Annotated in this window: 9 protein-coding genes; 3 read left to right on the forward strand and 6 right to left on the reverse strand. The window is 67.4% G+C overall.

What is annotated here, in order from left to right; all coding sequences use genetic code 11:
• Positions 1–6: 6 nt before the first annotated feature.
• The 5 genes from GQ674_RS20150 to GQ674_RS20170 form a co-directional block, all read right to left on the reverse strand.
• Entirely contained in the window at positions 7–990 is a 984-nt protein-coding gene (locus GQ674_RS20150) for a MoxR family ATPase (protein WP_159498738.1), read from the reverse strand.
• A 62-nt stretch (positions 991–1,052) separates the two neighbouring features.
• Positions 1,053–1,754, reverse strand: coding sequence for a DUF4159 domain-containing protein (locus GQ674_RS20155; RefSeq protein WP_159498740.1), 702 nt, complete (start codon positions 1,752–1,754; stop codon positions 1,053–1,055).
• Positions 1,755–1,761: 7 nt separating this feature from the next.
• Entirely contained in the window at positions 1,762–3,096 is a 1,335-nt protein-coding gene (locus GQ674_RS20160) for a TldD/PmbA family protein (protein WP_159498742.1), read from the reverse strand.
• Positions 3,097–3,117: 21 nt separating this feature from the next.
• Positions 3,118–4,752, reverse strand: a complete 1,635-nt coding sequence (locus tag GQ674_RS20165) for a TldD/PmbA family protein (RefSeq protein WP_159498744.1) — start codon at positions 4,750–4,752, stop codon at positions 3,118–3,120.
• Positions 4,753–4,886: 134 nt separating this feature from the next.
• Positions 4,887–6,515, reverse strand: coding sequence for a TldD/PmbA family protein (locus GQ674_RS20170; protein ID WP_201290191.1), 1,629 nt, complete (start codon positions 6,513–6,515; stop codon positions 4,887–4,889).
• Between the two features lie 142 nt (positions 6,516–6,657).
• Here GQ674_RS20170 and GQ674_RS20175 point away from each other — a divergent pair, with 142 nt between their 5' ends.
• The gene (locus GQ674_RS20175; RefSeq protein ID WP_159498746.1) at positions 6,658–7,308 is read left to right on the forward strand and encodes a DUF938 domain-containing protein; all 651 of its coding nucleotides are present in this window, start codon (positions 6,658–6,660) and stop codon (positions 7,306–7,308) included.
• Positions 7,309–7,337: 29 nt separating this feature from the next.
• Here GQ674_RS20175 and GQ674_RS20180 read toward each other — a convergent pair whose 3' ends face one another.
• Positions 7,338–11,039, reverse strand: coding sequence for an indolepyruvate ferredoxin oxidoreductase family protein (locus GQ674_RS20180; RefSeq protein WP_159498748.1), 3,702 nt, complete (start codon positions 11,037–11,039; stop codon positions 7,338–7,340).
• Positions 11,040–11,200: 161 nt separating this feature from the next.
• Between GQ674_RS20180 and GQ674_RS20185 the strand changes: the two genes are divergently transcribed.
• Together GQ674_RS20185 and GQ674_RS20190 are read left to right on the forward strand one after the other, a co-directional pair.
• Positions 11,201–11,863: a tetratricopeptide repeat protein gene (locus tag GQ674_RS20185; protein WP_128095318.1), complete on the forward strand. Its 663-nt coding sequence runs from the start codon at positions 11,201–11,203 to the stop codon at positions 11,861–11,863.
• A 104-nt stretch (positions 11,864–11,967) separates the two neighbouring features.
• A complete protein-coding gene (locus GQ674_RS20190; protein ID WP_159498750.1) occupies positions 11,968–12,882 on the forward strand; it encodes an AEC family transporter in 915 nt (304 codons plus the stop codon).
• Positions 12,883–13,786 lie beyond the last annotated feature (904 nt).

Consider the following 13,786-nt stretch of genomic DNA (forward strand, 5'->3'; position numbering starts at 1 on the left):
GCGGGCTCAGGCGGGGAACGGCACGGCCTGCAGCAGCGCGGCGATCACATCGTCGGCACTCTTCTGCTCGGCCTCGGCGGCGAAGGACAACAGCAGGCGATGACGCATCACCGGGGGCACCAGCGCCTGCACATCCTCGCGTGTGGCGGCGAAGCGGCCCTGCAGCAGGGCGCGCGCCTTGGCGGCCAGCACCAGCGACTGCCCGGCACGCGGGCCGGCGCCCCACTTGATCCACTGGTTGATCGCCTCCGGCGCGGCGGTGCCCGGACGGCTGGCGCGCACCAGCCGGGTGATCCAGGTGAGCACGTCATCGCTGACATGCACCTGGCGCACGGCGGCCTGCAGGGCCAGCACGTCGTCGGCGTCCATCACCTTGGACACGCTGCCCGTCGCGCTGCCGGTGGTCTGCAGCAGGATGTCGCGCTCTTCCTGTTCGGTGGGGTAATCCACGCGCACGTGCAGCAGGAAGCGGTCCAGCTGGGCCTCGGGCAGCGGGTAGGTGCCGGCCTGCTCGATCGGGTTCTGCGTGGCCAGCACGAAGAACGGGGCAGGCAGGGTGTAGGTGGTACCGGCGTAGCTGACCGTGCGTTCCTGCATGGCTTCCAGCAGCGCGGCCTGGGTCTTGGGCGGGGTGCGGTTGAGCTCGTCGGCCAGCAGCAGGTGGGTGAAGATGGGGCCTTTCTGGAAGCGGAAGATGCGGTGGCCGGTGCCGTGGTCTTCCTCCAGCAGCTCGGTGCCCAGAATGTCGCTGGGCATCAGGTCCGGGGTGAACTGCACCCGCCGGAACTGCAGTTCCAGCGCCTGGCCCAGCGAGCGCACCAGCAGGGTCTTGCCCAGCCCGGGCGCACCTTCAAGCAGGCAATGGCCGCCGGCCAGCAGGCCGATCAGCAGCTGCTCCACCACCGCGTGCTGGCCCACCACGGCCTGGCCCAGCGCGGTGCGCAGGTGCTGCAGTTTGGGGAGAAGGTCATCCAGGCGGTCGGTGGTCATAAGGCGCTCGCATCAATCGGCGGAGAGCCACGCCATGCGTGGCTGGAGAATCAGGAAGAAAGCTAGTTGTTCAACGCGTACATCACGATGTTGACCGCGAAACGGGTGTTGTCTTCGGCCAGGAATCGCTTGTTGCGCCAGTCGTAGTCCCACTCGCAGCCGTAATCCTTGTTGCTGTAGAGCAGGCCCAGCCGGCCATCCACCTCGATGCCCTTGAGGTAGTCATGCACCAGGTCATCGCCCCAGCCATTGAGCTCGAAGCCGGTGGCGGGTGGCCCGTCGGGGAAGCGGAAGAAGCTGCGGTACAGCGCGTGGTTGTTGGGCAGTCTGCTCAGCGCCTTGGGGCCGAACAGCCTGGCCATCTGCGCCTCGAACGATTTCGCAAACAGCCCGTCGATGTCGTGGTTGCAGTCATCCACGAACACGAAACCCCCGTTGCGTACATAGCGCACGAAGTTCTGCCGCTCTGCGGCGTTGAACTCCACCAGCTTGTGCCCGGCCAGGTAGCAGAACGGCGCTTCCAGCATGCGCGGATCGGACAAGGCGATGACATGCTCGGTCGGGTCCACGCGCAGTGAGGTGTAGTCGATCAGCGAGGTGATCACGTTGGACGGCATGCGCGCATCCACGTCCCAGTCGCCGGAGTCGTACTTGAGGCGGGTGAACCAGAAGTCGTAGCGTCCGGCCTGGGGGCGCGCCGGTGAGGGCAACGCCGCGAATGCGGCGCTGCCCAGCAGCAGGCGCAGGAACTGCGCGCGGTTCATCCGTGCATCAGACCGCGTCGGACAACGAGGTGAAGGTGAAATCGCGCAGCTTCATCGGCGGAATCATCATCACGAAGTTCGACTCGTCACCGGCCACGCGCACCGGCTTGCCCAGCTCTTCGATGTTGTTGAGCATGATCACCGGCGATTCGTTGAAGCGGAAATTCTTCACCGGGTACTTGATCTGGCCGTTCTCGATGTAGAAGGTGCCGTCGCGGGTCAGGCCGGTCAGCAGCACGGTCTGCGGATCGACCATGCGGATGTACCAGGTGCGGGTGACCAGGATGCCCTTCTGGGTACCGCGCACCAGATCGGCGGTGCTCTTTTCGCCGCCGCTCATCAGCAGGTTGCCCGGGGTGGCATTGGCGGTCTTGCCCTGCTTCTGCGCCCAGAACCGGGTGTATTCCAGGTTGGCGACCTTGCCGTTCTCGATGATCGGCAGCTTGCCGCGCGGCATGCCTTCGCCATCCCACGGCAGCACCGGGGCTTCGGGGTGCCACGGGTCGGCATGCATGTTCACACGCGGGTCGTAGACCTGCTCGCCCAGCTTGTTGCCGCCGCCCTTCTTGGACAGGAAGCTGCGGCCTTCATCGGCCGAGCGCGCGCTGAAGAAGTTCATCATGAAGCTGATCAGGCCGGCGGCAGCGGCCGGCTCCAGGATCACCGTGTACTTGCCCGGTTCCAGCGCCTTGGCTTCCTGCGATTCGGTCGCCTTGCGCATCGCGATCTGGATGTCCTGGTCGGCCTTGAAGTCGGCCGCATCCTTGAGGTTGCGACCGACCCAGCCCGAACCGCGGCCATCTTCGGTGCGCACGGTGCAGGTGTAATCGAAGTTGGTGCTGCGCTGGTAGCCGAAGTTGCCGTTGCTGTTGGCGGTGGCGTAGAAGCCCTGGCCGTCTTCCAGGAAGCCGGCGGCGATCAGGCCCTTGCCACGGCACGGGGCGATCGAGTCGGCGGCGACCTTGGCGCGGAACGCCGGGTCGATGGCGGCGGTGGACGCGCTGAAGGTGGGGCTGGGGGTGTAGGTCTGCTTGCCGATGGCCGGCATGAACTCCGGATTTTCCGGGGCCAGGCGGGCCAGGTCTTCGGCGCGGCGCACCACGCGTTCCAGCGCGGCATCGTCGAACTCGTTGATCGAGGCGGTGCCCACGCGCTTGCCAAAGGCAACGGTGACGGCCAGTTCGGTGTTGTCCACGATGCCGCTGGTGGACACGTTGTTCAGCGCGAAACGGATGTTGCCGTTGATCGAGCCGGCCAGCACGGCGGTGCATTCATCGGCCTTGGACAGCGCGATGACCTTGTCGAGGATGGCCTTGGCTTGTGCTTCGGTGAAGATACTCATGATTCGTAGGCTCCTGACCGGTCAGCCGAGGCTGCGCGCGGTGTTGATGACGTTGATGCCGTTGAAGCGCGCGGTGGACGACCCGTGCGAGACCGCCGAGACCTGGCCCGGCTGGCCCTTGCCGTCGAAGAACGAACCGCCCAGGCGGTAGTCGCGTTCGTCGGCCACGGCGCTGCAGGCGTTCCAGAATTCCGGCGTGCGGATCTGGTAGGCCACGTCTTCAAGCATGCGGGTGATCTTGCCGTTCTTGATCTCGTAGAACAGCTGGCCACCGAACTGCGCGTTGTAGCGCTGCTGATCGATGGAGAAGGAGCCGTCACCGATGATGTAGATGCCGTTTTCCACGTCCTTGACCAGGTCGGCCACGCTCAGCGGCGTCTTGCCCGGCGCCATCGACACGTTGGCCATGCGCTGGAACTGCACGCTGGACCAGGAGTCGGCATAGCAGCAGCCGTCCGAGGCGGTCTTGCCCAGAATGTGGGCCTGGTCGCGGATGGTCTGGTAGTCCACCAGCTTGCCGTCGCTGATCAGATCCCAGCGCTTGGTCTTGACGCCTTCGTCGTCGTAGGCCACCGCGCCGAGGCTGCCCGGCTGGGTCTTGTCGGCGAAGATGTTGACCTTGTCGCTGCCGTACTGGAAGTGCTGTTCGCGCTTGTCCAGGGTGGCGAAGCTGGTGCCGGCGTAGTTGGCTTCGTAGCCAAGCACGCGGTCCAGTTCCAGCGGATGGCCTACCGACTCATGGATGGTCAGCCAGGTGTGCGACGGGTCCAGCACCAGGTCGTATTTGCCCGGCTTCACCGACGGCGCCTTCAGCTTCTCCTGCGCCTGCCTGGCCGCCGCGATGGCGTCTTCCTTCATGTCGTAGGAGGAGCTGTAGTTGACCACCCCGTTGGGGGTGAGCACCTTGCCGGCGGCGGCGCCATCGAGGTATTCGTAGCCCATGCCCATCGGCGCGGACAGACCCTCGCGGGTGCGGAACTTGCCGCTGGCCTTGTCGATGGCGGTGATGGTCATCGGGGTCCAGATGCGGTGCACGTCCTGGTCGATGTACGAGCCATCGGTGGAGGCGAAGTACTTCTGTTCGTTCACCAGGAACAGCATCGAGTTGACGAAGCTGGCGCCGGCGGCCATTGCCGCGGCATTGACGTCCAGCAGCAGGTCCACCTTCTCCTTGATCGGCACGTCCATCGCATTCTTGCGGATGGGGGTCTTCCAGCTCACTTCCCCCACACCGGGCGTGGCGGCCAGCTGTACCGGCGCAGTCTGCACACCCGCATTGGCCTTGGCGATGGCGGCCGCCTGCTGCGCGGCGCGCGCCACGTCGGCGGTGCCCAGCTGGTTGGTGGCGGCAAAGCCCCAGGCGCCGTTGACGATCACGCGGATGCCCACACCGGTGGATTCGGTGTTGACCACGTTCTGCACCTTGTCTTCGCGGGTGATCACGAACTGGCGCAGGTAGCGCCCGATGCGGACGTCGCAGTAGGTGGCGCCGGCCTGGCGGGCAGCGGCCAGCGCAGCGTCGGCCAGGCGCTTCTTCAGCCCCAGGTCCAGCGTGCTGTGCAGCTGCTCGGCGGCGATCACCTTGCCGAAGAATGACGGCACGATCAGTCCGCCAGCGGTAAGCCCGGTGAGGGCGAGGAAGTCACGTCTTTGCAAGGCAGCTCTCCACGTCGGTGTGGGGGTGGCAGGGAAACGGCGACATCACAGCGACCGCCGGGGCGGTGGCCCCGATTCTTGCGGCCATCGGAAGGGGGCGTCAAATGACGGAACGCACGGTGGGCAGGGCATGCTCATCCCAGGCTGCGCGCGGTGTTGATGATGTTGATGCCATCAAAGCGCGTGGTCGACGAGCCATGCGACACCGCCGAGACCTGGCCGGGCTGGCCCTTGCCATCGAAGAACGAGCCGCCGAAGCGGAAATCACGTTCGTCGCAGATGGCGCTGCAGGCATTCCAGAATTCCGGCGTGCGGATCTGGTAGGCCGCGTCTTCGACCATGCCGGTGATCTGGCCGTTCTTGATCTGGTAGTACAGCTGGCCGCCGAACTGCGCGTTGAAGCGCTGCTGGTCGATGGAGTACGAGCCGCGGCCGTGGATGTAGATGCCGTTCTCCACGTCCTTGATCATGTCGGCCACGCTCAGCGGGGTCCTGCCCGGGGCCAGCGAGACGTTGGCCATGCGCTGGAACTGCACGCTGGACCAGGAATCGGCGTAGCTGCAGCCGTGCGATTCGGTTTCGCCGAGGATGTGCACTTCGTCGCGGGTGGCCTGGTAGTTCACCAGGATGCCGTCCTTGACCAGATCCCAGCGCCTGGTCTTGACCCCTTCATCGTCGTAGCCCACCGCACCCAGGCTGCCGGGGGCGGTCTTGTCGGCGAAGAAGTTGACCCGCTCGCTGCCCCAGCGGTAGCCGGCATCGCGCTTGTCCAGGGTGGCAAAGCTGGTGCCGGCGTAGTTGGCCTCGTAGCCCAGCACGCGGTCCAGCTCCAGCGGGTGGCCGACGTTCTCGTGGATGGTCAGGAACAGGTTGGACGGGTCCAGCACCAGGTCGTACTTGCCCGGCTTGACCGACGGGGCCTTGAGCTTCTCGCGCGCATGCCGCGCCGCGGCGATGGCATCTTCCACCGGGTCGTAGGAATCACGGTAGGCGGTGATGCCGCCGGGCAGGGCGATCTTGCCGCTGGCGTCGCCATCCAGGAATTCGTAGCCCATGCCCATCGGCGAGGACAGCCCGGCGCGCGTGCGGAACTTGCCGCTGCTCTTGTCGATCGCGGTCGCGGTGAATGGCAGCCAGATGCGGTGCACGTCCTGGTCGATGAAGGAGCCGTCGCTGGAGGCGAAGTACTTCTGTTCGTTGACCAGGAACAGGGTGGAGTTGATGAAGTTGGCGCCGGCATTGAGCGCGGCAGCGTTCAGGCTCAGCAGCAGGTCCACCTTGTCCTGGATCGGCACGGCCATCGCGTTCTTGCGCAGCGGCGTCTTCCAGCTCACCTCGCCCACGCCCTGCACGGGTGCCAGCTGCACCGGACGGGTCTGGACGCTGGCGTTGGCCCGGGCGATGGCCGCCGCCTGTTCCACCGCGGCCTTCACCGCGGCCGGCGTCTGCTGGTGCGTGGCGGCAAACCCCCAGGCGCCGTTGACGATCACCCGGATGCCGATGCCCGACGATTCGCGGTTGGTGATGTTCTGCACCTGCGCCTCGCGGGTGATCACCGCCTGGTTGAGGTAGCGCCCGATGCGTACGTCGCAGTAGCTGGCCCCCAACCGTTTGGCGGTCCCCAGTGCCGCCTCGGCCAAGGCCTTTTTGCGGGCCACGTCGCCCGGCTCGAGCAGCTGCTCGGCGGCGATCAGGCGGGAGTGCGGCAGCATCAGGCCAGCCAGGCCCATTCCAGACAGCGTCAGAAACTCACGGCGTTGCACAGCTTGCGATTCCCCGGGTACGGTCGCGGGCAAGACGCCGGCGACAGTGGACAAGTCCTCGACTTTCGGTGGCAGGCGGCAGTGGCACAAGTGACTGCGGTCATGGTTGGATGTGTCTTGTCCAATTCATCTTGAGCACTGCATGAGCCAGCAACGGTGGTCCGAGGCCTGCGAACGCAACCGTGAGCCGATCCTGGCCGTGCTGCGGCGGCACCTGCACGACCGCACGCGCGTACTGGAGATCGGCAGCGGCACCGGGCAGCACGCCGCGTACTTCGCCGCACGACTGCCGCACCTGCAGTGGCAGGCGAGCGACCACCCGGACTACCTGGCGGGCATTGCCGAGCGTCTCGCCGAGGCGGCGCTGCCCAATGCACCCGCACCCTGGCCGCTGCAGGCGGTGCTGTCGCCGCGCCCCGGCCTGGCCCCCCTGCCGACGGCGCCGGTGGGCTTCGATGCGGTGTTTACCGCCAACACCCTGCACATCATGAGCTGGGCGCACGTGCAGGCGTTGTTCGCCGGGTTGCCGGCGGTGATGGCGGACAACGCGCTGCTGTGCATCTACGGGCCGTTCAACTACCACGGTGCGTTCAGCAGTGAGAGCAACCGCCAGTTCGACGCGTGGTTGAAGGCGCGCGATCGGGATTCGGGCATCCGCGATGCGGAGGCGGTGGACGCGCTGGCGGCTGCGCAGGGGCTACGGCTGGTGGAGGACGTGGCGATGCCGGCCAACAACCGGCTGCGGGTGTGGCAGGTAGCCGACCAACGGTCGGCTCTACCCCCGGGGTGCTAACGGTTGCCGGTGCGGTGCGGCCGTAGTCCTCATGCCACCTGCACGATGTGCAGGGCGCGCGGGTTCTTCCATTGCGCCAGCAGCGTGGCTTCGCGGGCCTTGGCCTTGTGCAGGTGCGCTTCCTTGACGTGCCCGTAGCCGCGGATGTGTTCGGGGATGCTGGCGATCTCCACCGCCAGCGCCACGCGGTCATCGCGCAGTCCGTCCAGCAGCAGCGCCACGGTCTGTTCGTAGTCGGCGATCAGCTGGCGCTCGCTCCGGCGTTCGGCAGTGCGGCCGAACACGTCGAAGGTGCCGCCGCGCAGGAACTTCATCCTGGCCAGCAGGCCGAACGCCTTGAGCATCCACGGGCCGTATTCCTGCTTGATCAGGCGGCCCTGCTCATCCTTCTTCGCAAACAGCGGCGGGGCCAGGTGGAAGCGCACCTGGAAATCGCCCTCGAACTGCTGCTGCAGGCGGCGCTGGAACTCGCCGCTGGTGTACAGCCGCGCCACTTCGTACTCGTCCTTGTAGGCCATCAGCTTGAAGTAATAGCGCGCCACGGTTTCGGTCAGCGCGGTGCTGCCCACCGCGTCCCACTCGGCGGCCCGCACCTTGTCCACCAGCGCGCGGTAACGTGCGGCGTAGGCGCTGTCCTGGTAGTCGGTGAGGAAGCGCACGCGGCGCTCGACCAGCTCGTCCAGCGAACGCGACAGGCGCTCGTCGTCCAGCGGCAGGAACGCCACCTCTTCGCCCACGCCATGGCCGGGCAGGCCACGCAGCTCGCGCTCGTCGCCGGTATCGCGCGGGGCTGCGTTGGCCCCCCATTCGTTGCCTTCCCACTCACCCGGCGGCAGGTCATGCAGCGGGCCGGGGGTGCGCTCGGCATCGGTGTGGCCGTTGCGGACCAGGCCAGCGGCCTGCTGCACGGCCTGTGGGTCCACCGCAGCCAGGCGGCCCCAGGCGAACGCCTGCTGGTTCATCTGTACGGCCGCGCCGTTGAGTTCGATCGCGCGCATCAGTGCCTCGAACGAGATCGGCACCAGCCCCTGCTGCCAGGCATAGCCCAGGATGAACAGGTTCGACGCGATGGCATCGCCGAGCAGGGCGGTGGCCAGCTGGGTGGCATCGAGCAGCAGCGGCTCGCGCCCGCCCAGCGCCACGCGGATGCCGGCAATGATGTCCGCCGCCGGGAACTGCATGTCCGGGCGCGTGGTGAAGGTGCCCGGCATCGCTTCATAGGTGTTGAGCACCACCTGCGAGCGCTCGGCGCGCACCTTGGACAACGCCCAGTAGTCGTTCACCACCACCATGTCGCAGCCCACCACCAGGTCGGCTTCGCCCGCGGCGATGCGCACCGCGTGGATGTCTTCGGGCGTGCGCGCGATGCGGATATGGGTGGTCACCGCGCCGCCCTTCTGGGCCAGCCCGGTCTGGTCGAGCACGCTGGCGCCCTTGCCCTCCAGGTGCCCGGCCATGCCCAGCAACGCACCGATCGTGACCACGCCGGTACCACCGACGCCGGTGATCAGGATGTTCCAGGGCTGGTCCAGCGTGGTCCGGAAGGTCGGCGGCGGCAGGTTGTCCAGCAGCGCGGTCTTCGAACTGCGCGCACCCTTGCGCGGCTTGCCGCCGTGCACGGTGACAAAGCTCGGGCAGAAGCCGGTGGTGCAGCTGTAGTCCTTGTTGCAGTTGGACTGGTCGATGTCGCGCTTGCGCCCGAACTCGGTTTCCTTGGGCAGCACCGACACGCAGAAGCTCTTCTGCCCGCAGTCGCCGCAGCCTTCGCAGACCAGTGAATTGACCACCACCCGCTTGGGCGGGTCGACCAGCTTGCCGCGCTTGCGGCGGCGGCGTTTTTCGGTGGCGCAGGTCTGTTCGTAGATCAGGATGCTGGTGCCTTTCACCGCGCGCAGTTGCTTCTGCACCGCATCCAGTTCGGCGCGGTCATGGAACTCCACGCCCTCGGGGAACAGCTCGCGCTTGTTCCACTTGCCGATCTCATCGCTCACCAGCACGATCGTCTGCACGCCTTCGGCGCGCATCTGGTGGGCGATCTGCGGCACGCTCAGGGTGCCGTCCACCGGCTGCCCGCCGGTCATCGCCACCGCGTCGTTGTAGAGGATCTTATAGGTGATGTTGACCCCGGCCGCGATGGCCTGGCGGATCGCCAGCGAACCACTGTGGAAGTAGGTGCCATCCCCGAGGTTCTGGAACACGTGCTCGGTGTCGGTGAACGCGGCCTGCCCGGCCCAGGTGACGCCTTCGCCGCCCATGTGGGTGAAGGTGTCGGTGCTGCGGTCCATCCAGGTGACCATGTAATGGCACCCGATCCCGCCCAGCGCGCGCGAGCCTTCCGGCACGCGGGTAGAGGTGTTGTGCGGGCAGCCGGAGCAGTAGTGGGGCACGCGCGGGAAGCTGGCGCGCGGCAGGGCCAGCTCGGCTTCCTTCTCGTCCATCCAGCGCAGGCGCTGTTCGATGGATTCATTGGTGAAGAAACGCTGGATGCGGCGGCCGATCACGCCGGCGATGGTGGCCGGGGTCAGCTCGTTGGTGGACGGCAGGATCCAGGTGCCGGCCTCGTCGTACTTGCCCACGATCGACGGGCGCGGACCGGCGCTGGCCGGCCAGTTGTAGAACTGTTCCTTCATCTGGCGCTCGATGAAGGCACGCTTTTCCTCCACCACGACGATGTCTTCCAGGCCCTGCGCGAAGCGCGCGATGCCCACCGGCTCCAGCGGCCAGGTCATGCCGACCTTGTACACGCGGATGCCGATGTCGGCGCAGGCCTGCTCGTCCAGCCCCAGGTATTCCAGCGCCTGCAGCACGTCCAGGTAGCTCTTGCCGGTGGTGACGATGCCCAGCCGCGCACGCGGCGAATCCATCACCACCCGGTCGATGCTGTTGGCACGGGCGAAGGCCTGCGCGGCGGCAACTGCATACCGGTGCAGGCGCATTTCCTGATCCAGCGGCGGATCCGGCCAGCGGATGTTGAGGCCACCGGCCGGCATCTCGAAGTCCTCGGGCAGCAGGATTTTCCGCGCGAACGGATCCACCTGCACAGAGGCCGAGGATTCCACGGTCTCGGCGATGGTCTTGAAGCCGATCCAGCGGCCGGTATACCGGCTCATCGCCCAGCCGAGCAGGCCCATGTCCAGGATGTCCTGCACCCCGGCCGGATTCAGCACCGGCATCATCGCGCTGACGAACTCGTCCTCGCTGCCATGCGGCAGGGTCGAGCTGCGGCAGGCATGGTCGTCGGCGGCCAGCGCCAGCACGCCGCCATGCACCGAGGTGCCGGCCGCGTTGGCATGCTTGAACACGTCGCCGCAGCGGTCCACGCCGGGGCCCTTGCCGTACCACATGCCATACACGCCCTGGACCTTGGCGCCCGGGAACAGGTTGGTCTGCTGGGTGCCCCAGACCATGGTGGCACCCAGGTCCTCGTTGAGGCCGGGGGTGAACTTCACCCGCGCCGCGTCCAGGTGTTGGCGGGCCCGCCACAGTTCCAGGTCGAAACCGCCCAGCGGGCTGCCGCGGTAGCCGCTGATGAAGCCGGCGGTGTCCAGCCCGGCCGCCTCGTCGCGCAGGCGCTGCATCAGCGGCAGACGCACCAGCGCCTGCACCCCGCTCAGGTAGATGCGGCCATCGGTACGGGTGTACTTGTGGTCCAGCGTATAGCTGGCGTCCAGGCCACCGGCGTCGGGCTGGTTGGCGGAGGAGGGCGAGGTGAGTTCGGCGGTACTGGTCATGGCTGGCCCGGAAAGTCGGCTGGCACGGCCGCAGCAAACACGACCGGAAAGGCGCGGATTGTAACAGTGGCGCCGAAATGGACCTCGGGCACTCGCGTCCGGGCGCACGCTGGGGTTAGGATCGGGATGGGAGGTTGTTGTGACAACCCGGGGGAGTTTGCATGGCAGTGGCAAGACAGGGGCGCGCCGGCGTGACGCTGGCGGCTGGTTTGGCTGCGGCATTGATGGCCGCAATGACGACATTCGGGGTGGCGGCGCAGCCGCTGCCTGCAGTGCAGGAGTTCTACTTCGACACCGACCCCGCCGCCGTTCCGATGGTGGTGGTGCCGGCCGGCAGTGGCGACCTGGTGGACCAGCTCATGAAGCAGCGCGAGCGCGGGCGCAAAGCGCTCGATGCCACCGTGCAGCTGGCCGGCGTCGCGTTTTCGCAGGGACGTCCGGAGCTGGGCCGCACCCTGTATGCGGAAGCAGGCGGCAGCGCGCCGCCGACCACGGCGGCGGGGCGCGCGGTGCGCTGGAACTACGGCTGGGACCTGTTCCGGCTGGGCGAGGTAGAGGCGGCACTGGCGCAGTGGAGCACGGCCCAGGGCGGCATGCGCGGCAACCCGTCCTGGGTGCCGGCCACCTATGCGCTGGCGTTGTGGACCTTGGGGCGCAAAGACGAGGCCGTGCAGTGGTACGCCGCGGCGGTACGCACCGAGCCGCAGCAGTGGGGCAGTCCGGCGCGCTACGCCGACCTGCTGCCCAGCTGGCGCGACAGCGAGCGCGCCACCCTGGCCGAGGTGCAGCAGGCCTGGGCGGCACAACCGCCGGCCTGGCCCTGAGCCCGCGGGCGGCGCCTGCGGCGGCCGCCCGGACCGGCCCTCTGGCACGTCGCTTCGACCAAGGTCGGGGCGGCGGCGGCCTGCGCATCGGCTAGGCTGCTGCGATGGCTTTCGATGCGTTCGCCCTGATCCTGACCATGCTTGGCCTGGGCATGCTGTTTGCACGCCTGCGTGCGCTGCCCGACACCAGCGCCGAGGTGCTCAACCGCGTGGTGTTGTATGTGTGCCTGCCCGCGGCGGTGCTCACCTACGTGCCGCGGCTGCACCTGGATGCCAGCCTGATCGGGCTGATGGTCACGCCCTGGCTGCTGATGCTGGCCAGTTGGGCGCTGGTGTCCCTGGCCACGCGCCTCTGCGGGTTTGCCCGCGACGTGCACGCGGTACTGCTGATCTGCGTGACCCTGGCCAACTCCAGCTTCATCGGCTACCCGATGGTGCGCGCCCTGCTGGGCGACGCTGCACTTCCCTATGCGGTGGTCTATGACCAGTTCGGCACGTTCCTGCTGCTGTCCACCTTCGGCCTGTACGTGATTGCCCGTTACAGCGGCGACACCCCACCCACGGCGGCTCAGGTGCTGGCGCGCATCGCACGGTTCCCACCGCTGTGGGCGCTGCTGTTCGCGCTGCTGCTGATGCCCGAACAGCCGCCCGCGTGGATCGGCAACGGCCTCAGGCAACTGGCCGATGCCATGCTGCCGCTGGTGATGCTGGCGGTGGGCCTGTCGATCCGGCTGCGGCTGTCGCGCGAGGAACTCACCCCGCTGGGCATCGGGCTGGTCTTGAAGCTGCTGGTGATGCCCGCCCTGGCGGTGCCGATCTCGTGGCTGCTGGGCCTGCAGGGCCAGATGCTGCAGGTGAACGTGCTGGAATCGGCGATGCCGACCATGATCACCGCCGCCGCCCTGGCGATCTCGCACCGGCTGGCCCCGCGGCTGGCCGCGGCAATGGTGGGGTACGGCATTCTGTTGTCGCTGCTGACGCTGCCGGCCTGGGTTGCAGTGCTGCAACACCCCGCATAAGAACCGGTAGAGCCGACCGTTGGTCGGCTGCCCTCCCCAGGGCCACCGACACCGCCGTGCGCGTCAGCCGACCAACGGTCGGCTCTACGTCGGCGGGCCGGCGAACGTTTACCGGATAAGAACCGGTAGAGCCGACCGTTGTTCGGCTGCTCTCCCCAGGGCCACCGACGCTGCCGGTGCGCGTCAGCCGACCAACGGTCGGCTCTACGTTGGCGGGTCGGCGAACGTTTACCGGATAAGAACCGGTAGAGCCGACCGTTGGTCGGCTGCTCTCCCCGGGGCCACCGACACCGCCCGTGCGCGTCAGCCGACCAACGGTCGGCTCTACGTTGGCGGGCCGGCGAACGTTTACCGGATAAGAACAGGTAGAGCCGACCGTTGGTCGGCTGCTCTCCCAGGCCACCGACACCACCCGTGCGCGTCAGCCGACCAATGGTCGGCTCTACGTCGGCGGGCCGGCGAACGTTTACCGGATAAGAACAGGTAGAGCCGACCGTTGGTCGGCTGCTCTCCCCAAGGCCACCGACACCGCCCGTGTGCGTCAGCCGACCAACGGTCGGCTCTACGTTGGCGGGGCGGCGAACGTTTACCTGATAAAAACCGGTAGAGCCGACCGTTGGTCGGCTGCCCTCCCCAGGGCCACCGACACCGCCGTGCGCGTCAGCCGACCAACGGTCGGCTCTACGTTGGCGGGCCGGCGAACGTTTACCGGATAAGAACCGGTAGAGCCGACCGTTGGTCGGCTGCTCTCCCCAGGGCCACCGACACCGCCCGTGTGCGTCAGCCGACCAACGGTCGGCTCTACGTCGGCGGGTCGGCGAACGTTTACCTGACGAGAACCGGTAGAGCCGACCGTTGGTCGGCTGCTCTCCCCAGGGCACCGACACCGCCCGTGTGCGTCAGC

This window comes from Stenotrophomonas sp. 364 (assembly GCF_009832905.1).
In the GTDB taxonomy this organism is placed as follows: domain Bacteria; phylum Pseudomonadota; class Gammaproteobacteria; order Xanthomonadales; family Xanthomonadaceae; genus Stenotrophomonas; species Stenotrophomonas maltophilia_AP.

Bases quoted from the DNA above. Each gene is read 5' to 3' on its own strand.
- GQ674_RS20150 (WP_159498738.1), bottom strand. From the start codon at position 990: ATGACCACCGACCGCCTGGATGACCTTCTCCCCAAACTGCAGCACCTG.
- GQ674_RS20155 (WP_159498740.1), bottom strand. From the start codon at position 1,754: ATGAACCGCGCGCAGTTCCTGCGCCTGCTGCTGGGCAGCGCCGCATTC.
- GQ674_RS20160 (WP_159498742.1), bottom strand. From the start codon at position 3,096: ATGAGTATCTTCACCGAAGCACAAGCCAAGGCCATCCTCGACAAGGTC.
- GQ674_RS20175 (WP_159498746.1), top strand. From the start codon at position 6,658: ATGAGCCAGCAACGGTGGTCCGAGGCCTGCGAACGCAACCGTGAGCCG.
- GQ674_RS20180 (WP_159498748.1), bottom strand. From the start codon at position 11,039: ATGACCAGTACCGCCGAACTCACCTCGCCCTCCTCCGCCAACCAGCCC.
- GQ674_RS20185 (WP_128095318.1), top strand. From the start codon at position 11,201: ATGGCAGTGGCAAGACAGGGGCGCGCCGGCGTGACGCTGGCGGCTGGT.
- GQ674_RS20190 (WP_159498750.1), top strand. From the start codon at position 11,968: ATGGCTTTCGATGCGTTCGCCCTGATCCTGACCATGCTTGGCCTGGGC.